Origin of the sequence: Halorussus vallis, assembly GCF_024138165.1 — an archaeon.
GTDB classification, from domain to species: domain Archaea; phylum Halobacteriota; class Halobacteria; order Halobacteriales; family Haladaptataceae; genus Halorussus; species Halorussus vallis.
Map to the genome: position 1 here is coordinate 2,197,694 of NZ_CP100000.1, position 22,152 is coordinate 2,219,845.

At 67.2% G+C, this 22,152-nt stretch carries 18 protein-coding genes; 14 read left to right on the plus strand and 4 right to left on the minus strand.

Annotated elements, in window-relative coordinates:
* Positions 1-326: 326 nt before the first annotated feature.
* Positions 327-833 (minus strand): 2'-5' RNA ligase family protein, encoded by a 507-nt coding sequence (locus NGM07_RS11140; protein ID WP_253511270.1) that lies wholly within the window; start codon positions 831-833, stop codon positions 327-329.
* A gap of 490 nt (positions 834-1,323) precedes the next feature.
* Between NGM07_RS11140 and NGM07_RS11145 the strand changes: the two genes are divergently transcribed.
* The 11 genes from NGM07_RS11145 to NGM07_RS11195 all read left to right on the plus strand — a co-directional run bounded on the left by NGM07_RS11145 (position 1,324) and on the right by NGM07_RS11195 (position 12,792).
* Positions 1,324-2,592, plus strand: a complete 1,269-nt coding sequence (locus tag NGM07_RS11145) for an argininosuccinate synthase (protein WP_253511272.1) — start codon at positions 1,324-1,326, stop codon at positions 2,590-2,592.
* A gap of 1 nt (position 2,593) precedes the next feature.
* Positions 2,594-4,057, plus strand: coding sequence for an argininosuccinate lyase (gene argH / locus NGM07_RS11150; RefSeq protein WP_253511275.1), 1,464 nt, complete (start codon positions 2,594-2,596; stop codon positions 4,055-4,057).
* Between the two features lie 172 nt (positions 4,058-4,229).
* A complete protein-coding gene (lysW, locus tag NGM07_RS11155; protein ID WP_253511277.1) occupies positions 4,230-4,394 on the plus strand; it encodes a lysine biosynthesis protein LysW in 165 nt (54 codons plus the stop codon).
* 1 nt (position 4,395) lies between these two features.
* Positions 4,396-5,262, plus strand: a complete 867-nt coding sequence (lysX, locus tag NGM07_RS11160) for a lysine biosynthesis protein LysX (RefSeq protein WP_253511280.1) — start codon at positions 4,396-4,398, stop codon at positions 5,260-5,262.
* Positions 5,262-6,338, plus strand: coding sequence for an N-acetyl-gamma-glutamyl-phosphate reductase (gene argC, locus NGM07_RS11165; protein ID WP_253511282.1), 1,077 nt, complete (start codon positions 5,262-5,264; stop codon positions 6,336-6,338). Before lysX ends, argC begins: the two co-directional genes overlap by 1 nt.
* Positions 6,339-6,340: 2 nt before the next feature.
* Positions 6,341-7,342 carry an acetylglutamate/acetylaminoadipate kinase gene (locus NGM07_RS11170; RefSeq protein ID WP_253511285.1) on the plus strand — a complete coding sequence of 334 codons (1,002 nt, stop codon included), beginning with the start codon at positions 6,341-6,343 and terminating at the stop codon, positions 7,340-7,342.
* Positions 7,339-8,475, plus strand: coding sequence for an aspartate aminotransferase family protein (locus NGM07_RS11175; RefSeq protein WP_253511288.1), 1,137 nt, complete (start codon positions 7,339-7,341; stop codon positions 8,473-8,475). Before NGM07_RS11170 ends, NGM07_RS11175 begins: the two co-directional genes overlap by 4 nt.
* A complete protein-coding gene (locus NGM07_RS11180; protein WP_438267710.1) occupies positions 8,472-9,605 on the plus strand; it encodes a [LysW]-lysine hydrolase in 1,134 nt (377 codons plus the stop codon). Before NGM07_RS11175 ends, NGM07_RS11180 begins: the two co-directional genes overlap by 4 nt.
* Positions 9,602-10,555: an ornithine carbamoyltransferase gene (gene argF, locus NGM07_RS11185; protein WP_253511290.1), complete on the plus strand. Its 954-nt coding sequence runs from the start codon at positions 9,602-9,604 to the stop codon at positions 10,553-10,555. The genes NGM07_RS11180 and argF overlap by 4 nt, the downstream gene beginning before the upstream one ends.
* A gap of 265 nt (positions 10,556-10,820) precedes the next feature.
* Positions 10,821-11,645 (plus strand): manganese catalase family protein, encoded by an 825-nt coding sequence (locus tag NGM07_RS11190; RefSeq protein ID WP_253511293.1) that lies wholly within the window; start codon positions 10,821-10,823, stop codon positions 11,643-11,645.
* 151 nt (positions 11,646-11,796) lie between these two features.
* Positions 11,797-12,792: a CapA family protein gene (locus tag NGM07_RS11195; RefSeq protein WP_253511296.1), complete on the plus strand. Its 996-nt coding sequence runs from the start codon at positions 11,797-11,799 to the stop codon at positions 12,790-12,792.
* Between the two features lie 197 nt (positions 12,793-12,989).
* On the opposite strand, the gene NGM07_RS11200 is transcribed toward NGM07_RS11195, so the two are convergent.
* Positions 12,990-14,552, minus strand: coding sequence for an HTTM domain-containing protein (locus tag NGM07_RS11200; protein WP_253511299.1), 1,563 nt, complete (start codon positions 14,550-14,552; stop codon positions 12,990-12,992).
* Between the two features lie 292 nt (positions 14,553-14,844).
* Between NGM07_RS11200 and thrC the strand changes: the two genes are divergently transcribed.
* The 3 genes from thrC to NGM07_RS11215 all read left to right on the plus strand — a co-directional run bounded on the left by thrC (position 14,845) and on the right by NGM07_RS11215 (position 18,141).
* Entirely contained in the window at positions 14,845-16,119 is a 1,275-nt protein-coding gene (gene thrC / locus NGM07_RS11205) for a threonine synthase (protein ID WP_253511302.1), read from the plus strand.
* A 107-nt stretch (positions 16,120-16,226) separates the two neighbouring features.
* Positions 16,227-17,453: an FAD-dependent oxidoreductase gene (locus tag NGM07_RS11210; RefSeq protein ID WP_253511304.1), complete on the plus strand. Its 1,227-nt coding sequence runs from the start codon at positions 16,227-16,229 to the stop codon at positions 17,451-17,453.
* A 211-nt stretch (positions 17,454-17,664) separates the two neighbouring features.
* The gene (locus NGM07_RS11215; protein WP_253511307.1) at positions 17,665-18,141 is read left to right on the plus strand and encodes a hypothetical protein; all 477 of its coding nucleotides are present in this window, start codon (positions 17,665-17,667) and stop codon (positions 18,139-18,141) included.
* A gap of 25 nt (positions 18,142-18,166) precedes the next feature.
* Here the strand turns inward: NGM07_RS11215 and NGM07_RS11220 are convergent, their stop codons facing one another.
* Positions 18,167-19,384 (minus strand): MFS transporter, encoded by a 1,218-nt coding sequence (locus NGM07_RS11220; RefSeq protein WP_253511309.1) that lies wholly within the window; start codon positions 19,382-19,384, stop codon positions 18,167-18,169.
* A gap of 1,001 nt (positions 19,385-20,385) precedes the next feature.
* The gene (locus tag NGM07_RS11225; RefSeq protein ID WP_253511312.1) at positions 20,386-21,492 is read right to left on the minus strand and encodes a hypothetical protein; all 1,107 of its coding nucleotides are present in this window, start codon (positions 21,490-21,492) and stop codon (positions 20,386-20,388) included.
* Positions 21,493-22,152: the final 660 nt, after the last annotated feature.

Genomic DNA, 22,152 nt, shown 5'->3' on the forward strand with positions numbered 1-22,152 from the left:
AGCCACACGCCTCCCCAACCGATTGCGGTCCTCGGCCTCCGGCCTGCGGTCCTCATCCCTCGCACGATGATGGCGCGACATGAAGTCGCGCCAGCGCGCGCCATGCCCTGAAGTCCGTATCTCGAATCTTCACCTACCTCCGGCGCGCGCGCGGCCCCTCGTGAGCCGACCATTCCGCGCGAGGGATGAGCGAGTGAGCGCCAGCGAACGAGCGAATCGGCTGGGGAGGGTTGTGGCTGCGGTGCTCATTTGTGGAGTGCTAGTTCGCTTCATCTCCGAAGAAGACCGATTACTGCTTGCAATGTAACGACCGATGGCAGGATTACTTAGGCCGGCAAAGAGAAGCTAGCGACTTCCTCCTCGTACTTCGAATCCCAGAGTGCCAGCCGCGAGGCAGTCCAGGCCACCGGTTCGACCTCCCGCTCGGCGAGCCGCCGAGCCGCCGCAACATCGCCACCGCGAGCCAGCGTCACGTGGGGCGTGTAGTCGTCGCCCTCCATCTCCTCAACGGGCGGAAACTCGTCCAGCAGTCGCTCGTGGACCGCGTACAGGCCCGGGCTCTCGACCGCGAGATAGACGACCGGTCCTTCCCCGCGAGTCGGATACTCGAAGCAGTCGATGCCGGCGAGACGGACCTCGAACGCGGGCGCGCCCGCGAGCGCCGTCCGGACCTGTTCGCGCAGGCGCGCAACTCCGCCTGCGGGGGCGTCTCCGAGGCGCTTGCAGAGGAGGGTGTGGCGCTCCCGTATCGAGTCGAAGCCGAAGAGTTGGGGGCGAAGCGCCTCGGCGAGGCGTTCGACTTCGCCCGGAACGGGGACGTTGAGGCTGTACACGGTCGAGTTTCGAACGAGACGGCTATGAAAGTGGCGACCGGCCGCGAGCCGGTCAGAAGGGGAACCGAACGTCAGGGGGACGGAAGTCGAACGTCGTTACAGGCCGCCCGTCGACGGGTCGTTCCCGATGAACATGTCGTAGGTGAGCGTGCGTTGGCTCCCTAAGCACGGTTCCACACGACCCCGTCCTGACAGAGAACCCCACGCACGGTCGGCAAACCCTGCATAGACGAAAGCCATTAATAGGCGAGCCACACTACGCAGTAGCAACGATGCAACCTCGCGCCATCGCTGGCACGCCCGCCGAGGCCGCCAGCGGCGCGACTGCGCTCTTCTTCCCGCGACGACGACCGGGGCTTTTCTAGCCCCACTATTACCTAATCCACCGAACCCGTTGGCTTCGCTCTCGACGAGGTCACCCGTATCGTCCGCGAACTGACCCGGAGTCACCAGACACCACATCACCGCGACCCCACACATCATCCAACACATGACAGACCACAACACAGATTCGAAAGTTGCACTCGCCTTCTCGGGCGGACTCGACACCACCGTATGCGTCCCGCTGCTCGAAGAGGAGTACGGCCACGACGAGGTCATCGGCGTCACCGTCGACGTCGGCCAGCCAGACGAGGAGTTCGCCGAGGCCGAGGAAACCGCCGAGGCGCTCGACCTCGAACACTACGTCGTCGACACCAAGGAGGCGTTCGCCGACCAGTGTCTCGACGCCGTGAAGGCCAACGCGACCTACCAGGGCTACCCGCTGGGCACCGCGCTCGCGCGCCCGGTCATCGCCGAGGCCATCCTCGAAGTCGCCGAGGAGCACGACTGCGACGCCGTCGCCCACGGTTGCACCGGCAAGGGCAACGACCAACTCCGCTTCGAGGCGGTCTGGCGCGCCTCCGACCTCGACGTCATCGCGCCCGTGCGCGAACTCGGCCTGACCCGCAACTGGGAGATGGAGTACGCCGAGAAGAAGGACCTCCCCGTCGAGGGCGGCAACGAGGGCGACTGGAGCATCGACACCAACCTCTGGAGTCGCTCGGTCGAGGGCGACGAACTCGAAGACCCCGGCTACGTCCCGCCGGAGGACATCTACGAGTGGACCGAGACGCCCGGCGGCAAGGACGTCGAAACCATCGAAATCGCCTTCGAGGAGGGCGTCCCCGTCGGCATCGACGGCGAGGAGTACGGCAGCGTCGAACTCATCGAGTACCTCAACGACCTCGCGGGGAGCCACGGCGTGGGCCGCACCGACATGATGGAAGACCGCATGCTCGGCCTGAAGGTCCGCGAGAACTACGAGCACCCCGCCGCCACGACCCTGCTGAACGCCCACGAGGCGCTCGAAGGCCTCGTCCTCACCGAGGAGGAGCGCGCGTTCAAACAGCAGGTCGACCAGCAGTGGTCCGAGAAGGCCTACGAGGGCCTGCTGTCGGCGCCGCTCGTGGACGCGCTCGACGGCTTCGTCGACGCGACCCAGGAGAAGGTCACCGGCACCGTGACCGTCAAGTTCGAGGGCGGACAGGCCCGCCCGGTCGGCCGCGAGAGCGAGTTCGCGGTCTACTCCGAATCGGCCGCCTCGTTCAACACCGAGTCGGTGGGCGACATCGCCCAGGACGACGCGACCGGCGTGGCGAAGTACCACGGCTTCCAGTCGCGCCTGGCCGCCGAAGTCTCCGAGAACGCCGAGGCGAAGAAGGCCGAACTGCTCGCCGACGGCGGCGAGGACGACGACGAGCAGCATGAGGACGAGTAGAATGAGCGAGGAGAACGAACTCGCGGGCGACTCGGACGTGGTGCGCCGCGACCGCTTCAGCGGCGGCCCCGCCCGGGAGTTCCTCTCCTCGATGGACGACGACGCGCGCATCTTCGCCGCGGACCTCGCGGTCGACCGCGCGCACGTGGTGATGCTCGAAGAACAGGGCATCGTCGGCGACGACGAGGCCGCCGCCATCCTCGACGCGCTGGACGACGTCGAGGCGGCGGGCTTCGAGGCGCTCCCCGACGGTGAGGATGTCCACGCCGCCATCGAGACGGCTGTCGTCTCGCGGGCGGGCGACGTTGGCGGAAAGATGCACACCGCCCGGTCGCGCAACGACGAGGTGGCGACCTGCATCCGCTACCGCCTGCGCGAGGACCTACTCGACGCCGTCGAGGCGACGCTGGTCCTCCGGGGTGCACTCGCCGAGGCGGCGAGCGCGCACGCCGAGACGGTGATGCCTGGTTACACCCACCTCCAGCCCGCACAGCCCACGACCGTCGGCCACTACCTGCTGTCCTACGAGCAGGCGGTCGCCCGCGACACCGAGCGCCTGCTCGACGCCTACGGCCGGACGAACCGTTCGCCGCTCGGCGCGGCGGCGTTCGCGGGCACGCCATTCGACGTGAATCGGGAGCGCACCGCCGAACTGCTCGGCTTCGACGGCGTCGTGACGAACTCGATGGACGCCTCCTCGACCCGGGACTTCCTGTTCGAGTCGGTCGCGGCGCTGTCGAACCTGGCGGTGACGGTGTCGGGCCTCGCGGAGGACCTCGTGGTCTTCTCGAACAAGGGACTGGTCGAACTCTCGGACGACTACGCCTCGACCTCCTCGATCATGCCCCAGAAGAAGAACCCCGACACGCTCGAACTCGTCCGGGCGACCGCCGGGGACGCCGCCGCGGGGCTGAACGGCCTGCTGACGACGCTGAAGGGCCTGCCCCGCGCGTACAACCGCGACCTGCAGAACGCGACGCCCCACGCCTGGGAAACCGTCGACGCGGTGTCGGAGGCCGCGGAGGTCGCGGCTGGCGCGGTCGCCACGGCGTCGTGGGACGAGGCGGCGCTCGCCGACGCGGCGGGCGAGGGCTTCTCGACGGCGACGGGGGTCGCCGACCTGCTCGCGATGGCCGGCGTCCCCTTCCGGAAGGCCCACGAGATGGTGGCCCTCGCGGCGGAGGAAGGCGCCGACTACGCCGCGCTCGACGCCGCTGCCGAGGATGTGCTGGGCGATTCGCTGTCGGCGTACGTCGAGCGCGAGGCCGTGGAAGACGCGCTCGACCCCGAAGAGAGCGTGGCGATGCGCGACTCCGCTGGCGGTCCCGCCGCCGAAGCGGTCGCCGCCCAGATTTCGGCCGCCGAGGAGGGCGTCGCCGACGACGAGGACGCCCTCGAGACGAGACGCGGCGCGCTGGCGGCGGCCGCCGACCGACTCCGGCAGGAGGTGAACAGATATAATTGAACTTCCACCGGTCCCCTCCGGGACCACATTTATAACCTGTCGAAATCCGACACCGGATTTCGTTTGACGCGGTATTTGCCATTCCCGGGCGCTTAGACGTTAGTTTGTAAAATAATGCTTTGTTGACAGGTTCGAAGTCTTTAAGTGGATAGCCGAGAGAGGGAGAAGTACAATGACCGAATGCGTCCAGTGCGGGGACGACGTGACCCTGCACGACGATGCGGAAGTCGGAGAGATAGTCGATTGCACGACCTGCGGCGCGGAACTCGAAGTCGTCGACCAGAACCCGCCAGTCCTCGACCGAGCCCCGGAGCTCGAAGAGGACTGGGGGGAGTAAATTGCAGATTGGACTGCTCTACTCCCGGATCCGTAAAGACGAGAAACTGCTGCTCGGCGAGCTACGCGACCGCGGCCACGACGTCGTGAAGATCGACGTGCGCAAGCACCAGTTCGGGCTGTCGGACGGCCCCGACGAACTGACCGAGTGCGACCTCGTAGTCGACCGCTGTCTGGCCACGAGTCGGAGCATCTACGCCACGCAGTTCTGCGAGGCGTACGACGTGCCCGTCGTCAACTCGCCCGAGACGGCCCAGACGTGCGCCGACAAGGTGAAGAACAGCCTGGCGCTCGAAGCCGCGGGCGTGCCCACGCCCAACACCGACGTGGCGTTCACCAAGGAGTCGGCGATGGAATCCATCGAGAAGTTCGGCTACCCCTGCGTGCTCAAGCCCGTCGTCGGGTCGTGGGGGCGGCTGATGGCCAAGATCGATTCGGAGAGCGCCGCCGAGGCGATTCTGGAACACAAGGCAACGCTCGGCCACTACGAGCACAAGGTGTTCTACGTCCAGGAGTTCGTCGAGAAGCCCGGCCGCGACATCCGCGTGCTGGCGACCGACGGCGAACCCGTGGCGGCGATGACGCGCAGTTCGGACCACTGGCTCACCAACGCCGCGAAGGGCGGCGAGACGGCCGCGTTCGAACTCGACGACGAGGCTGAGAAACTCGTGAAGGAGGCCAGCGACGCGGTCGGCGGCGGCCTGCTCGGCGTCGACCTGATGGAAACCGGCGACTCCTACACCGTCCACGAGGTCAACCACACGGTCGAGTTCAAGGCGCTCAACGACGCCGTCGAAACCGACGTGCCTGCCGCGGTGGTCGACTGGCTCGAATCGCAGGCCGGCCAGACGGTGGAGGTGACCGCCTGATGGCGGTCGAAGGAGAGATAGACGCGGTCGACGCGACCGAGACGGTCACCGCGACCGTCGTCGGCGCGAGCGGGTTCACCGGCGGGGAACTCCTGCGCATCCTCGCGGGCCACCCCAACGTCGAATTCGCAGGCGCGACCAGCCGCGAGTACGCCGGCAAGTCGGTCGGCTCGGTCCACCCGAACATGCGCGGGTCCGACCTGCGCTTCACCGAACCCGGCGACCTCGAATCGGTCGACCTGCTCTTCGCCGCGACGCCTCACGGCGTCTCGATGGAGCACGTCGAGGAGTTCACCGACGTCGCCGACACCGTCGTCGACCTCTCGGCGGACTTCCGCCTGGAAACCGAGGAGCAGTACGACGAGTGGTACGACGGCCACGTCGCGCCCGAGTACCTCGAAGAGTCGGTCTACGCCCTGCCGGAACTCCACCGCGAGGAACTGCCCGGCGCGGACCTCATCGCGGCCGGGGGCTGTAACGCCACCGCGACGCTGCTGGGGCTGTACCCCCTCTTCGACGCGGACATCCTCGAAGGCCAGTCCGACGTGGTCGTGGACGTGAAGGTCGGCTCCTCGGAGGGCGGCGCGGGCGCGAGCAAGGCCTCCTCGCACGCCGAGCGCTCGGGCGTCGTCCGGCCGTACGCGCCGACCGGCCACCGCCACGAGGCCGAAATCGAGCAGGAACTCGGCACCTCGGTGTCGTTCACCGCCCACGCCGTGGACATGGTCCGCGGTGCGAGCGCGACCTGCCACGTCTTCCCCGACGAACCGGTTTCGACCGGCGACCTCTGGGGCGCGTTCCGCGGGGCCTACGACGACGAACCGTTCGTCCGGATGGCCGCCGGGGGAAGCGGCGTCTACCGCTACCCCGAACCCAAGGCGGTCGCCGGGACGAACTACGCCGAGGTCGGTTTCGAAGTCGACCCGACGAACGAGCGCATCGTGGTCTTCTCGGCCATCGACAACATGGTGAAGGGGTCGGCCGGCCAGGCGGTCCACGCCGCCAACGTCGCGCTCGGCTTCGAGGAGACGGCCGGACTGGAGTTCCAGGGACTCCACCCCGTGGGGGCGCCGTGACGATGACCCGCGAATACACCGAGGCGGAACTGGAGGCCGCCCACGCCGAGCTCATCGACAACGACGAGGTTTCCGAAGACGGCCTTCGGACCGATGGCGGAAGCGTCGGCGTCGAGGAAGAGGAAACCGACGCCCCCGTCGTCGTGAAGATCGGCGGCGCGCGCGCCGTCGACCCCGAGGGCGCGCTGGCCGACGTGGCCCACCTCACCGCCAACGGCGAGGACGTAGTGGTCGTCCACGGCGGGTCGACCGCCGTGGACGACACGCTCGAACGCCTGGGCGAGGAACCCGAGTACGTCGAAACCCCCGACGGCGTCGTCGGGCGGTTCACCGACGAAACCACGATGGAGGTGTTCGAGATGGTCCTTCCGGGCAAACTCAACACCGACCTCGTGGCAGGCCTCCAGAACCAGGGGGTCAACGCGGTCGGCCTGTCGGGCGTCGACGGCCAGCTTCTGACCGGCCCGCGCAAGTCGGCCGTGAAGGTGGTCGAGGACGGCCGCAAGAAGATACGGCGCGGCGACCACTCCGGGAAGATAACCTCGGTCAACGCCGACCTGCTGGAGACGCTGTTCGCGGGCGGCTATGTGCCGGTCGTGACGGTGCCCGCGCTCGCCGAGGAGAAAGAGGGCGGCTACACGCCGGTCAACGCCGACGCCGACCGCGCGGCCGCCGCGGTGGCGGCCGCGGTCGGCGGCGACCTCGTGGTGCTGACCGACGTGCCGGGCGTGCTCGAAGACCCCGACGACGTCGAGACGCTCATCGAGACGGTCGAGACGCCCGCCGACCTCGACGCGGTCGAGGACGCCGCCGAGGGGTTCATGACGAAGAAGGTCATGGCCGCCGTCGAGGCGCTGGAGGGCGGCGCGCGCTCGGTGACGGTCGCCGACGCGAACAACCGCGACCCCATCACGGCCGCCCGGACCGGCCACGGGACGACGTTCGAACCCGGCGCGGTCGGCGCCGACGAGTCGGCCGAGGAGACGGAGGTGGTCGGTAAATGAGCGGCTTCGTCTATTCCGAGAAGCCCATCCGCATCGAGCGCGGCGAGGACGTCTACCTCTACGACGACGCGGGCAACGAGTACCTCGACTTCGGCGCGAGCTACGGCGTCGCCGCGGTCGGCCACTCCCATCCCGCGGTCGTCGACGCGGTCCAGGAACAGGTCGAGAAGCTCACCTTCGTCCAGGCCAGCTATCCGAATTCCGCCCGCGACGCGCTGTACGAGAAGCTCGCGGCGGTTTCGCCGGGCGACCTCGACAACGTCTGGCTCTGCAACTCCGGGACCGAAGCCAACGAGGCGGCCATCAAGTTCGCCCGGAGCGCCACCGGGAATTCGAAGGTCGTCGCGGCCCAGCGGGGCTTCCACGGCCGGACGATGGGGTCGCTGGCGGCGACCTGGAAGCCCAAGTACAAGGCGCCGTTCGAACCCCTCGCCCAGGACTTCGAGTTCGTCCCCTACGGCGACGAGGACGCCCTCGCGGAGGCCGTAGACGACGACACCGCCGCGGTCCTACTCGAACCCGTCCAGGGCGAGGGCGGGGTCAACCCCGCGCCCGAGGGCTACCTGCAGGCGGCCCGCGAGGTCACCGAGGAGACGGGCGCGGCGCTCGTCTTCGACGAGATCCAGACCGGCCTCGGCCGGACCGGCGCGCTGTGGGCCTGCGAGAAGCGCGACGTGGTGCCCGACGTACTCACGTCCGCGAAGGGACTCGGCGGCGGCCTCCCGGTCGGCGCGACGGTCTGCGCCGACTGGGTCGCCGAGGAGTCCGGTCCCCACGGGTCGACGTTCTCGGGCGGCCCGGTCGTGAGCGCCGCCGCGGAGGCGACGCTCTCGACCATCGTCGAGGAGGACCTGCCCGGAAACGCGGCCGAAATCGGGAGTCACCTCCAGTCGAAACTAAGGGGTTCAGAGTTACCGATTCGCACGGTTCGCGGCGAGGGGCTCATCCTCGGCGTCGAGGTCAAGCGCGGCGCCAACCGGATGCTGAAGGAACTCGCGCTGAACCACGGCGTGCTGGCGCTGCCGGCGGGCCGGACCGTCGTGCGCCTGCTCCCGCCGCTGACGGTCACGGAGGAGCACGCCGACCACGTCATCGAGGCGCTGACCGACGTACTCGCGGAGGCCCAGGCGTGAACGCGAACGAAGCGACGGAGCAGGACGAGGAAGCGACGACCGACGCCGCCGACTCGTCGGCGGCGTCGGTCGGCGACGCAGTGGTCGACGACGAGGCGGCCCGCGAACTGCTCGCGGGCCTCGTCTCGATTCCCTCGCCGACCGGCGAGGAGCGGGCGGCCGCCGAGCGCCTCGTCGAGTTCTTCGAGGCCCACGGCCGCGAGGTCTGGATAGACGAAGTCGGGAACGTCCGCGCGCCCGCCGACGACTCGGTGCTGCTCACGTCGCACGTCGACACCGTGCCCGGCGAGATTCTGGTGCGGGTCGACGACGAGGGGAACCTCTGGGGCCGCGGGAGCGTCGACGCCACGGGGCCGCTCGCCGCGATGGCCGTCGCGGCCGTCCGGACGGGCGTCAGTTTCGTCGGCGTCGTCGGCGAGGAAACCGACTCGCGCGGCGCCCGGTTCCTCGTGGAAGACCGCGAGGCCCCCGACGCCGTGGTCAACGGCGAACCCTCGGGCTGGGACGGCGTCACCCTGGGCTACCGGGGCTTCCTGGCAGGGACCTACTCGGCCAGCACCGCGTCGGGCCACACCTCGCGGCCGGACGCCAACGCGATCCAGAAAGCGATGACGTGGTGGCGGGAGGTCGAAGGAGCGTTCGCAGCCGATGAGAGTGGAGACGGTGACGACGGCGAGACGCCCGTCTTCGAGCAGGTGACCGCCAAACCCGTCGAGTTCGACGGCGGCACCGCCGCCGACGGCCTGTCGGTCGGCGCCGATGTGGAGGCACAGTTCCGGATTCCCCCCGGCGAGACGGCCGCGGGCATCCGGGAGACGGTCGAGGACGCGCTCAACTGCGGCGACGTCGACTGGCGCGAACCGATTCCGCCGGTGATGGAGAGTCCGCGGACCGAGGTGGCCCGCGCGTTCCGCGTCGCGATTCGACGAGCGGGGGGCGACCCTCGCTTACTACGCAAGACCGGAACCAGCGACATGAATCTCTACGCCGAGGCCTGGGACTGCCCGATGGCGACCTACGGCCCCGGCGACTCCGACCTGGACCACGCGCCGAACGAACACCTCGCCCTCGACGAGTTCGACCGCGCCGTCGGCGTGCTCGAATCCGTCGCGGCCGACCTGCAAGAATGAGCCACCACGCCACATCCACGACCATGCAACCGACCACCGAATCGCCGCCGGACCACTTCCTCGACGTCGACGACCTCGACGAGGAGTCGCTCGCCGAAGTGTTCTCGACCGCCGAGGAGTTCAAGGACGCCCACCGCAACCGCGAACCGCACGCGGTCCTGCCCAACAGGACCCTCGCGATGCTGTTCGAGAAGCCGAGCACCCGCACCCGAGTCTCCTTCGAAACCGGGATGACCCAACTGGGCGGCCACGCCGTCTTCCTCGGTCCGGAGAACACCCACCTCGACCGCGGAGAGCCGGTTTCGGACACCGCGCGGGCGCTCTCGCGGTACGTCGACGGGGTGATGGCCCGGGTCTTCGACCACGGCAACCTCGAAGCGATGGCGGCCCACTCGTCGGTGCCGGTCGTCAACGGCCTCTCGGACGACGCCCACCCGTGCCAGACGCTCGCCGACCTGTTCACCATCTACGAGGCGTTCGGCGACTTCGAGGACGTGACCGCGGCGTGGGTCGGCGACGGCAACAACGTCGCCCAGTCGTTCGCGGTCGGGTGTGCGATGACCGGCATCGACCTGACGATGGCGACGCCCGAGGGCCGCGAACCGGACGACGACTGCCTCGCGCGGGCCGCCGACTGTGGAGCCGCGCCCGAAGTCGTCAACGACCCCGAAGCCGCGGTCGAAGGCGCCGACGTGGTCTACACCGACGTGTGGGTCAGCATGGGCCAGGAGGACGAACGCGAGGCGAAACTCGCCGACTTCGAGGGATTCCAGGTGAACGACGACCTGCTCGCGGCCGCACCCGACGCGGTCGTGATGCACTGCCTGCCCGCCCACCGGGGCGAGGAGATCACGGGCGATGTGCTGGAGAGCGAGAACGCCGTCGTCTGGGAGCAGGCCGAGAACCGGATGCACACCCAGAAGGCGCTGTTGGCCCAGCTAATCGAGTAGTCGTCGCGCAATTTCCGGAAGACGGCCGTCGTTTTCCTTCGACCCGAAACGGAGTAGACGCTTCGAGAGACGGCACTCGACGCCGGCGGTCGTCGGCCAGGTACGCACATCCCGACCGAAAGTTCGCCCATCACGAGAACGCGTTTTCCAAATACGACCGTTTTCGAGCGAACTACCACCCAGTTTTTAACTAGCCGTAAATAAACGTCAATAGCCAAAACTGCTTACGGGAGTGTCGTTGACTAGCACTGCGGGGGAAACGAAGATGTTCTACCACGACAACGAACTCCAATACGAAGTCGAAGTCGAAGAGCCGGACCCGTACTTCGCAAAGATGCTCCAGCAGGCTATCGGCGGCGTCGAAGGGGAGATGCGCGTCGCCCTGCAGTACATGTTCCAGTCGTTCAGCGTGCCCAAGGAACAACAGGAGTACCGGAACTTACTGATGGAAACCGCGGCCGAGGAACTGGGCCACATCGAAATGCTCGCGACTGCCGTCTCGAAGAACCTCCAGGGCGCGCCCGAGGAGATGCGCCGGGAGGCCCGCGAGAACGACGCCGTCATCGACGCGATGATGAGCGGCGGCCAGCCCCGGCAGGCGCTCTCGGCGGGACTGCACGCGATGCCGGTCGACGCGAACGGCAACCCGTTCAGCGGAAACTTCGTGGTCGCGAGCGGTAACCTCGCCGCCGACATGTACGCCAACATCATGGCCGAGGCGACGGGGCGCCTGCTGGCGACGCGGCTGTACGAGATGACCGACGACCAGGGGATGAAGGACATGCTGGCGTACCTCATCGCCCGCGACACGATGCACCAGAACCAGTGGCACGCGGTGCTGGAGGACCTGGGCGAGACGCTCCCGGTTCCCGCGAGCTTCCCGCAGGAGAAGGAGAACCAGGAGTTCAACTACACGTTCATGTCCACGTTCCGCGAAGAGCGCGAGAACCCCCACGAGCCGTGGACCGAAGGGGCGTCCGTCGACGGCAAGGGCGAGTTCTCGTTCGGCACCCAGCCCGGCGGCGGCAACCCGCAACTCGACAAGGTCATCGAGGAGATGCACAACGAGGCGAACCCGCAGAGCGAGTAGAACCGCCGGACGACGAACAGGCGAATTCCGAGGGATCGACGCCGACAGTTCTTTTTGGAGCCGGTCGCGGGTCGAGCCGCCGGCGAATCGAGCGACCGGACCGGGCGCTTTTGCACAGTCATCTCCAAACGAAACGGAGGGGTGTGAGCCGATGACACGACTGGGATTCACCGGGGACGTGATGCTCGGACGCCTCGTCGACGAACGCCAGCGGCGGCGACCCGCCGCGGCCGTCTGGGGCGATGTCCTCGACCGACTCCGCGCGCTCGACGGCCTGTTCGTCAACCTGGAGTGCTGTCTCTCGACGCGGGGCGGCCCGTGGACCGAGACGTACCGGCCGTTTCACTTCCGGGCCGACCCCGACCGGGCGGTGTCCGCCCTCGAACGCGCGGGCGTCGACTGGGCGAACCTGGCGAACAACCACCTGATGGACTTCGGGGAAACCGCGCTTCTCGACACCGTGAGACGCCTCGACGAGGCCGGAATCGCCCACTCGGGCGCGGGAAGGAACCTCCGGGCCGCCCGCGAACCGGCGGTAGTCGACGTTGGCGACCCGGAGGCCGCCGGCCTCCGGGTCGGGTTCGTCTCGGCGACCGACAACACCCCGGAGTTCGCGGCGACCGAGGCGAACCTCGGGACGGCGTACCTCGACCTCCGGGACGAATCCGCGGCGCGCGAGGTGCTGGCGGCCCAGTTGGCCCGCGCCCGCGAGCGCGACCCCGACCTGCTGGTCGCGTCGCTCCACTGGGGGCCGAACATGGTCGAGGAACCGCCCGAGCGATTCCGACGACTCGCGCGCTGGCTGGTCGAGCAGGGCATCGACGTGGTCCACGGCCACAGCGCCCACGTCTTCCAGGGTGTCGAGGTCCGAGACGGGTCGGTGATTCTGTACGACTGCGGCGACTTCGTCGACGACTACGCGGTCGATTCGACGCTTCGCAACGACCGGAGTTTCCTCTTCGAGATGTCGGTCGAAGAGGACGGGGTCACGTCGCTGCGGTTGCTGCCGACCGAGATCTCGAACTTGGCGGTCCACCAGACGAGTCCGAGCACGGCTGAGTGGAGCAGACGCCGGATGCGGGCGCTCTCGGCGCCGTTCGGTACCGAGTTCGAGCGCGACGGTGAGGTGCTGGTGGTGCAGCCCTGAGCCGCCATAAACTCGCATTCGCTATACTAAATGTAGCATCGAACGGTGCGCGGGGGACTCGCGAATCGGACCAGAGAGAGCCGGTGGCTTACGATTTCGAGGGGTTCGAGCGAATCGTCGCACGTGCAGTGACGCCGGCCGTCGTTCGAAACCGGAACCGAGTACGGCGGGGGACACCGCCAGTTCGTGCACGACCGTCAACCGGATACCGAGACGTCCGAGCACGAGTAGCGGCCGAGTTCGACCCGCCGGGTCGGCTCGGGGCCGTCGAGTCGGGTCGGCTGGGCGACGAAGTACACCGCGAGTCGGGTCAGTTCGTCGTCGCGGTTGCGATTCCAGCGCTCGCAGAGGAATCCGGCGAACGAGCGTCGCTGGGCAGCGTACTCCGACCGGCGAACGTTCGTCAGGTACTTTCGCCATCGTGCGGTGGGGTAGGACCGCGCCACGTCGGTCGGGCGGTCCCACCGGACCGGTCGGCGGTGGAAGGCGTCGACGCGGTCGCCGGAGGCCAGTTCGGCCGGAACCACGTACCAGCCGTCGGTCTGCATCGGCTCCGGGGCGAACATGCCCCAGGGAGTGTCGTCGGCGCTTGCGACCTCGTTCGAACCACCGTCCACGAGTACGGCGGCGTTCCAGCCCAGCAGGGCGACGAGCAGACACGCCGCGACCAACGGGGCCAACCGGGACGCCCACCGGGAGAGCGAGCGTGGAACGCCGGGCCGGGTAATCGTCGAAGACGGAACGACCGTTGCGAGGCGACCGAACCGCCGCGAGTCGGCCGGCGACCGCACCGACTCGCCCGCGTCCTCGCCGCCCCGGGAGTTCGGACTCGCGAAATTCGACTCCAGTACATCCCAGACGGACGACGGGAGGAACGCGAGCAAGGCCGCGACCGAAATCAGCGGGAAGAGCCCCAACCGCATGGTGAGCGCCATCCCGAGGTGCGTCCCGACGAACAGCGCGACGAAGCCGGTCCGCGCGCGGCCGGTCAGCGCGATCAGCAGGACCGAGCAGACGAGCATGCCGAGCCAGAGCCGGTCGACGACGCCGAGCAGGGTGGGGTAGTTCGCGAGAACGTCGCCGAGCAGGACGGTGAACTGGTCGAGGCTGAGAACGTACCGGACGGCCTCGCCGCGCAGCCACAGGTCGCCGCGGAGTTTGAGACCGGCGTTGACGGTGTAGACCAGGACGACCTGCACGAGCAGGGCGGCCGACGCGACGCTCGCCACGCGGCGCCGCGGAGCGGCGTCGTCGCTCGGGGCGCCGCGACGCCGGAGCGCGTCCGCCGACCAGCGCTCGCCGAGCGGCAAGAACAGCCCCCAGAACAGCAACCGGCGGAGCAGCGCGTCCCCGCCGTTGAGCACGAGCGGGTTGCGGGCGTGCAGCGACACCAGCAGGACGAGCGACCCCGCCGTCGCCAACCGGGTACGGTACCCCGACAGCAGCGCGAGGCCGAACACGACCGCGACCGTCAGCAGCGCCGCCTGCACCAGCGGGGAGCCCGAGAGCGCGTGGAGCGAGAACCTGGCCAGGAGCGGATAGCTCTCCCGGAGGGCGGCCCGCGGGAGGACGCCCGCGTCGGTGTAGAACGCGACCAGGTTGCGCGACCGCCCGAGCGCGTCGGCGATCAGGAGGAGTCCGAGTGAAATCCGGAGCGCCGCCAGCGCTCGGGCGTCGACGCCGAACCGCCGGGCCAGCGCGTCTCGACCGCGACTCCGAAGGCGCCGCGCCGGCGTTCCCGGGGTCGAATCCGTCGTCATCTGCGACTCTCGACCGAACGCCGTCAAAGGTCTTGTGGACTGCCGCGTCGGGTCGCGAAGCGCCGACCGAATCCGCACGACCGGGGACCGTTCTCGGCAGAACGCCGGAGCCGACGCCGAAGACGACCGAGTGGGAGGGACGTGTGAGCGATTCCACGGAGTACTCGGCGTCCAGGCCGGATTCGTCCGCGGCAGTAGCGGCGACTTCGTCGGGTCGTCGGACAACGGACGGGCGTCGGTAAATCTGCCCCCGACCGACCCCTTTTTGGGCGTCGGTCGCCTTCCCCCGCCAATGACCGACCTGACGCTGGCCGACGCCGGAGTCGAGTCCCCGCCGGACGGAGCAGACGACGGCGTCTGGCTGACCTGCATCGAGTGCGACTGGAGCGGAGCGCCGTTCGAGGAGGTCCGCTACCGCTGTCCGGAGTGCTCGGGACTGCTCGAAGTGCGGTACGCGGAACTCCCCACCTTCGAGGACTTCGAGGCCACCGGGCGGCGGGGCGTCTGGCGCTACGCCGCCGCGCTTCCCTTCGAAGAGGGCGTGAGCATCGAGGAGGGCGACACGCCGCTCTACTCGGTGCCGACCATCGAGGACGAAGTCGGCGTCACCGACCTCCGAGTGAAACACGAGGGGATGAACCCCACGGGGAGTTTCAAGGACCGCGGGATGACCGTGGGCGTCCGGGTCGCCCAGGAGTTGGGCGTGGGTCGTCTCGCGTGCGCGAGCACGGGTAACACGAGCGCGGCGCTGGCGTGCTACGGCGCGCGGGCGGGGACCGAGGTGCTGGTCCTCCTGCCCGCGGGCAAGGTCGCGGCGGGCAAGGTCGCGCAGGCGAGCCTCCACGGCGCGCGCATCCTGGAGGTCGACGGCAACTTCGACGCCTGCCTCGATATCGTCTCGGAACTGGCCGACCGCGGGGAGGCCTACCTGCTGAACTCGCTGAACCCCTTCCGCCTGGAGGGTCAGAAGACCATCGGCCTCGAGATTCTGGAGCAGTTCCACGACCAGACCGGTGACCTCCCCGACCGCATCGTCCTTCCCGTCGGCAACGCCGGCAACACCAGCGCGCTCTACAAGGCGTTCCGGGAACTGGTCGCCGCCGGCGAACTCGAACCCGAAGAGGTTCCCACGCTGACCGGCGTCCAGGCCGAGGGCGCCGCGCCGATGGTCGAGGCCATCGAGAACGGGGCCGACGAAGTCCGGCGCTGGGACGAAGTCGAAACCCGCGCGACCGCCATCCGCATCGGCAATCCGGTCAACGCCCCGAAGGCGTTGCCGGGCATCCGCGAAACCGGCGGCACCGCAGTCGCCGTGTCGGACGAAGAGATCACCGACGCCCAGCGCGCGCTCGCCCGAGACGGCGTGGGCGTCGAACCCGCGAGCGCGGCCTCCGTGGCGGGCCTCCGGAAACTCCGCAAGTCGGGCGAGATAGGCGCCGACGAGCAGGTCGTCTGTCTGACCACGGGCCACCTGCTGAAGGACCCCGACGCCGCGGCCGCGGCGGGCGCCGACCCCGAACCCGTGCCGGCCGACACCGAGGGCGTGCTGGAGCACCTCGCGGAGTAGTCCTCGCGCAGTTTTTAGCCGCGGGCCGCGCCGAGGCGCGGCCCGCGGACGACGCGTTTTTCGCGCGGCCGACAGACCGATGCGGGTCGCGTCCCGAGTCTCGTCCGATGGGGGAGACACGAACTACCGACGAGACGACGGTCCTCGTCGTCGGGGGCGGGGCGACTGGCGTCGGTATCGCGCGGGACCTGAGCATGCGCGGGGTCGAAACCAGGGTCGTCGAGCGCGGGAACCTGACCAGCGGCGCGACCGGTCACACCCACGGGGTCCTGCACAGCGGCGCGCGCTACGCGGTCGCCGACCCGGACAGCGCGGCCGAGTGCATCGCGGAGAACCGCATCCTGCGCGACGTCGCGGCGGGGTGCGTGCGGGAAACCGGCGGCTACTTCCTCGACCTGCCGGGCGACCCCGAGGAGTACTTCGAGCGCAAGGTCGACGCCTGCCGCGAGGCCGGCATCGACGTCGAGACGGTCGACGGCGACGACCTCCGGGAGGACCGGCCGTGGTTGACGCCCGAGATCGAGCGCGCGCTCCGGGTTCCCGACGGCGTCGTGGACGCGTACAAGTTGACGGTCGCCAACGCCGTCGACGCTCGCGAACACGGCGCGACGGTCACCACGGGGGCCGAGGTCGTCGACTTCCACGCCGAGGACGGTCGACTCGCGGGCGCGACCGTCCGGACCGACGAGGGGACCGAGCGAATCGACGCCGACCACGTCGTCAACGCCGCGGGCGCGTGGGCGGGCGAGGTCGCCGCGCTCGCCGGCGTCGAGGTACCGATGAAACCCTCGAAGGGCGTGATGGTCGTGGTGGACTTCGAGGGCGTCGACGCGGTGTACAACCGGTGTCGGCCGACCGCCGACGGCGACATCGTCGTGCCGCGGCCCGACTCGGTCGTCCTCGGCACGACGAGCGAGGAGGTTTCGGACCCCGACGACTACCCGACCGAGCGCGAGGAGGTCGACCGGATGGTCGCGGAGGGGAGCGAGATGATACCCGACCTCCGGGACGCCGCGGTCCGGGAGGCCTACTGGGGCGTCCGGCCGCTGTTCGGCGGGACCGAGCGGACGTTCGCCGACGGCCGGGCGCTCACCCGGAGTTACACGCTGTTGGACCACGCGACTCGCGACGACCTCGCCGGGTTCTCGACCATCGTCGGCGGAAAGCTCACGACCTACCGGCTGATGGCCGAGTCGGTCGCGGACGCGGTCTGCGACCGACTCGGCGTCTCGGGCGAGTGCCGGACCGCCGACGAACCGCTTCCGGGACCGGGCGACGAGGCGTTCGAGGCCGCGCTGGCAGAGTTCGGCCCGCGCCCGCCCGCCGCGGAGTAGCGACGTCGCGCACGACTGACATCGACGACGGCGGCGACTCGCCGCCGTCGTCGATGTCGCCAACCCCTCTATTTCGCCTGGAGAGCCCGACACCGATTTGACTACGAAAGCCCGGGTGGCTTAAGGCAGGACGCGCGCGAGACGGGCGTCTGACGGCGTCAGACGCCCGTCTCGCGCGGCTTTTTGGGGTTTCGGCCCGTGTTACTCGTTCGTGAGCACCGATACCCCCGAGAACGCTCACGACCCGACTGCCCGGAGGGTGAACGCAGGCGAAACGGAGGACGAACGCGTGGTGGAGGACGTGGGAGACGGAGAACCAGCGGTCGACGACGCCGACGACCTGGTGGTGGTCGTCTGCCCGCAGGACACCCGCGAGCGACTCCGACCCGAACTGGAGGAGGGTCGCGCACAGCTCTACGAACGATACGAACGGAAGTACGAGGACCTGCTGGCCGAGCGCGCCCAACTGGAAGACGAGGTGTCGTGTCTCGAACGCCAGTTGGCCCACAAGGAGGCCCAACTCGACGCCGTGGTCGCCCGCAACGAGCGAATCCTCTCGGAGCGAACCGAGTCGTTCCGCAGGGAAATCGCCGACCGGCGCGACGAGACGGGAACCGACGGATTCCAGTGGACCGGACGCAAGCGCGCGCCCGGCCTGCTCGCCCGGCTGAAGCGGTGGCTCCCCTGACGGCCGGCCCTTTTTCGCCGCCCGCCTACTCGGTTCGCGCCAACCAGACCACGACCAGCGCGCCGACCGCGAGACAGCCGAGCAGTCCGGCGAACGCCGTCTCGTAGGAGGTCCGGCCGGCGACGTAGCCGACGTAGCTCGGTCCGAGACTGCCGACGCCGATGTAGACGGTCCGGGTCGCGCCGAGGTCGCCGCCCATGCTTCCCTCGGGGAACGCGTCCATGAGGAACGCTTGCATCACCGGCGGGTAGGCCATCAGTCCGGCGGCGAAGACGACGACGCCGACCGAAACCGCGACCGTCCCCGAGGCGAGCAGGACGCCGGTCAGCGCCGCGGCCGCGAGCGCGAGCGCGGCCGCGGCGACCTTCGAGCGCCCGAACCGGTCGCCCAGCGATCCCGCGACCGGCTTGACCAGCGCGCCGACGACGAACAGCGCGGCGAACCCGCCGCCCGCGAGTCCCGGCGGGAAGTCCTTCGCCCGCTGGAGGAACGTGGGGAGGAAACCGGCGGCGCTCTGCCAGGTGAACGCGTAGAGGGCGTACGCCAACAGCAACCACCGCAGCCGACGCTGGTCGAGGAGTCGTCGACCGGTCGAGAGCGCGTCGGCGAGGCCGTCGGCGACCGCCTCGCTGTCGATTTCGGGGAGCGTGTAGCGCTCGCGGGCCCAGAGGTGGAGCGCTAACGCGACGCCGACGACCACGGCGACGACCGGGAGGTAGGCGGCCCGCCAGGTGGCGACCGCCAGGACCGCGACCGCGAGGCCGGCCGCAGCGGCCCCGCCCACGTCGCCGGAGGCGGTGTGGAGGCCGAACGCCTGCCCGCGACGCTCGACGAACAAGTCCGAGACGAGCGCCCGCGCGGGCGTCGGGTAGAGCCCCGCGCCGGTGCCGACGACGGCCGCCCCGAGCAGGAAGACGGGGTAGCCCGGCGCGGTCGCGAGGACGCTGAAGCCGACCGCGAGCAGGACGAGGCCGGCCACCAGCAGGGTCTTGCGCGTCAGGCGATCTGAGAGGCGACCGCTCGGGTACTGACAGAGCGCGTAGAGCCCCCACAGCGTGGTGAACGCCACGCCGGACTGGAAATCGGTGATGGCGAGTTTCTGCATCACGGTCGGCAACAGCGGCGAGAGGACGAGTCGGCCAGCCTGAATCGCGGCCCAGCCGAGCGACGCCGCGAGCAAGAGGCGGCCGGAGTAGCCGGTCAACAGGCGCTCGCTCGACTCCTCGGCGTGACCGTGGGACACGTCGGAGGAACGCGGCGGAGCTATTTGAGTTCGGCTCTTCCGGCAGGCGCGTCGGATTTTTGCTGAACGATGTCCGACAGTATCCGCATCGTTCCCGACCAACGCCGGTTCCCCCGCGGCTCCTTCGAGTACCACCGGATTGTCTTGGGTGGTACGTTCGTATCATCCCCTCCGATCGTGACGTGAGAGCCGTCCCTGGCCGTACCTAGACAACGTAGAGTTCAACGGGCCGAGAGATATACCTTCATTCGAACGTTAGTCCGGCGTAGACTGTATCGACTATGCATTGGGAGAACAAAGACATTATATTATTTGGCAGCTCATGTTGGCGATATGGATAGAAGAGATTTTTTAAAGGTGGTGTCCGCGTGTGGAGTTCTAGTGACGAGTGGTTGTAGTTCGTCTATTGCCGGACCGGATCTCCCACTGAGAATGATTAGGGTGGTGAATACTCTCGGAAATAGTATAAGGGTAAGAGTGGAAGTTATGGACGGTAACGGGGATACGGCCCTTCGGAAATCGGAGCGTCTTCGTGCAATATCTCCCGATGGACACGCCGAAGAACTGGTTATTTACCCCGAGCAATTCGAACGGGTGAAAAACCATACGTTCAGTTTATACGTTGACGGGACACAGGTATCCTCGATTACCGGAGAGACCATCAGACAACGTCACATAGAGGACGCGACTCGAGACTCTTGTGTTGGACAGCATTGGTTAGTATGGGATAAGACCTCAAGGGGCACTCTTAAAATCAGTTCATCATCGGAACTTTTCGAGAACTGCAACATCCCACGACCCAGTAATTCGACGAAGAGTCTCACCTAAATAGAACGGAGTCCGCGTCTCAGCGCTCAGTTCATCGTTCCGAACAGCAAACCGAGGATACAAGAAGAGAACAGCATCGGTGTTCCAACGCTCCACGGACACGCGCAAGGTAGAAGCGTTTTATCTCACCGCTCGGGATTTTCACAGTCGTAGCGAGAAGAAGAGTGAGGGCGTTACTGGGTCGTCTTGTTTCGAGAGACGATTTTAGTCGGCGGATTGAGCGCGATCCTCGTAAGCTCACCGTCAACTTGCTCGGACAGTCGCTTCACGCGAGTGCTCAAGTGGCTAGTGGTTTTAACTATCGGGTCGTCAACCTGTCCACCGGATACGTTGACGATGCCGTATCGCTCCTTCTCTTCGGCCGTAAATCGACCCGTAGGGGATGTCGACGTTCCAGATGCCAGAACACTGCCACCGCCCGTGTCCCACGTATACACGTCGTACTCTGTTTCCCACGACTCGCCTCGGCCGGAATAGCCACTGGTAACATGGAGGTCTACACCGCCCTTCGGATCTCCCATTCGCGTCTGAACGCGATCGTAGTGACCCATCTTGCTCGTGTACTCGGTGGTGTGCTCTTGGCCGAAGAGATTCTTGTCGAACGTCACTTCGATCCCGCTTCGTCCGTCCACACTAATATTCGATTGACCGTCTTCTTTCGCTAGTTTGTCCATAATGCTTTCTGCTCCGAGTGCGATTGTGGCGGCTGCTCCGGTGTACGGGTTGGAGGTCGCCGCAGCGGTGAGAAGACTGGTCGCCGTTTTGAAAGCGGGTTCCACCCAGCCAGGGAGTGTCGGCGTCGTCCCACCTTTCGGGAAGAATCCTCGGTAACCTGCTTCGGGGTCAATTTGGCCGTACGACGAGTCGCCGTTGACCCATTTCATCGTGGTTCGTCCGATGTTGCTGATTTCCTCCCAAGTTTGCGGCTGGTATTCGCTCGACTTCATCCTGTAGTTCCGGGTTACAGAACAACCACACAGCCCGACGTACGCTTGCCAGCCGTACGTGTCCGTTTCGAAAACGTCCAGAATCCGTACTTCGGATCCGCCGAAGGAGTAGTTGAAAAGGTCGGTCGAACTTGGGTCCTTGCCGGCGTCCCAGTTGTAAGACAGCTCTTTCGAGTTAGAATCGACTGTAGACTCGATCGTCGGGTTCGTTTGAAGGGCTCGTGTGACGTTGACTCGTCGTTTCTTCGATGCTCCGACGACTTGTGACGTTGATCCAATTCCGATTCCTGTCGCTGCAACCTGACGGAGGAAATTTCTTCTTCCTTTCGACATTGCAATTTTCTGTGCTTGCTAGTCATATATATTATTTACTAACCATATTAGTATTTAAAGTAATGAAAATTCTATAAATATAACATTGTTCTCGGATGATAGAAATGGGGGGAGTCCTTACCCCTACGCCGGTTAAGGAAATTACAAAGGCCCAGTGTACGACTCACGATTTGAACTCGTTAAGGGCTGGCCGAGAGTCGGAGGTACAGACTCGGTATCGCCTCTTCTCTTGGCGATGAGTATTCGATGTTCAAAGTAAACGGATGGATGCAGATTGAGCCTAGGCGCTGACTGGACAGTACCGTCGACGGTGGACGGTCGAGAACGAGTAAAAGTCGATTAAGGCTAGCTTTCTGCCGACCGCGACTAGGGCTACTGCATCCGATTCCAGATATCGTCGTGGAGTCGGCAACGGTTCACACCGAACAGAAATCACCGCAGTACCGGTCTTGCCGAATTTGGAGTGTCCATGCACGTCCGTATCGACCGAAAAGGAAATTTAGTATAGCACTATCAAGTTTACCTTCGGGTCCTCCCGATTTGGAGGTGCGCTGTGCGAAAGCGGTAGAAACGGCGAACGACCTTCTGACGGCGTTCGAGAGCCTCGGTCGGGCGAGGGGCGACGAGCAGTTCGTGATCCCGAGACGACCGAACCGGCCG

Excerpts from the sequence above, each read along its gene's own strand:
- NGM07_RS11190 (WP_253511293.1), top strand. The coding sequence starts at position 10,821 with ATGTTCTACCACGACAACGAACTCCAATACGAAGTCGAAGTCGAAGAG.
- NGM07_RS11170 (WP_253511285.1), top strand. The coding sequence starts at position 6,341 with ATGACCCGCGAATACACCGAGGCGGAACTGGAGGCCGCCCACGCCGAG.
- NGM07_RS11195 (WP_253511296.1), top strand. The coding sequence starts at position 11,797 with ATGACACGACTGGGATTCACCGGGGACGTGATGCTCGGACGCCTCGTC.
- lysW (WP_253511277.1), top strand. The coding sequence starts at position 4,230 with ATGACCGAATGCGTCCAGTGCGGGGACGACGTGACCCTGCACGACGAT.
- NGM07_RS11200 (WP_253511299.1), bottom strand. The coding sequence starts at position 14,552 with ATGACGACGGATTCGACCCCGGGAACGCCGGCGCGGCGCCTTCGGAGT.
- NGM07_RS11225 (WP_253511312.1), bottom strand. The coding sequence starts at position 21,492 with ATGTCGAAAGGAAGAAGAAATTTCCTCCGTCAGGTTGCAGCGACAGGA.
- NGM07_RS11145 (WP_253511272.1), top strand. The coding sequence starts at position 1,324 with ATGACAGACCACAACACAGATTCGAAAGTTGCACTCGCCTTCTCGGGC.
- argH (WP_253511275.1), top strand. The coding sequence starts at position 2,594 with ATGAGCGAGGAGAACGAACTCGCGGGCGACTCGGACGTGGTGCGCCGC.
- NGM07_RS11210 (WP_253511304.1), top strand. The coding sequence starts at position 16,227 with ATGGGGGAGACACGAACTACCGACGAGACGACGGTCCTCGTCGTCGGG.
- NGM07_RS11175 (WP_253511288.1), top strand. The coding sequence starts at position 7,339 with ATGAGCGGCTTCGTCTATTCCGAGAAGCCCATCCGCATCGAGCGCGGC.
- argF (WP_253511290.1), top strand. The coding sequence starts at position 9,602 with ATGAGCCACCACGCCACATCCACGACCATGCAACCGACCACCGAATCG.
- argC (WP_253511282.1), top strand. The coding sequence starts at position 5,262 with ATGGCGGTCGAAGGAGAGATAGACGCGGTCGACGCGACCGAGACGGTC.
- thrC (WP_253511302.1), top strand. The coding sequence starts at position 14,845 with ATGACCGACCTGACGCTGGCCGACGCCGGAGTCGAGTCCCCGCCGGAC.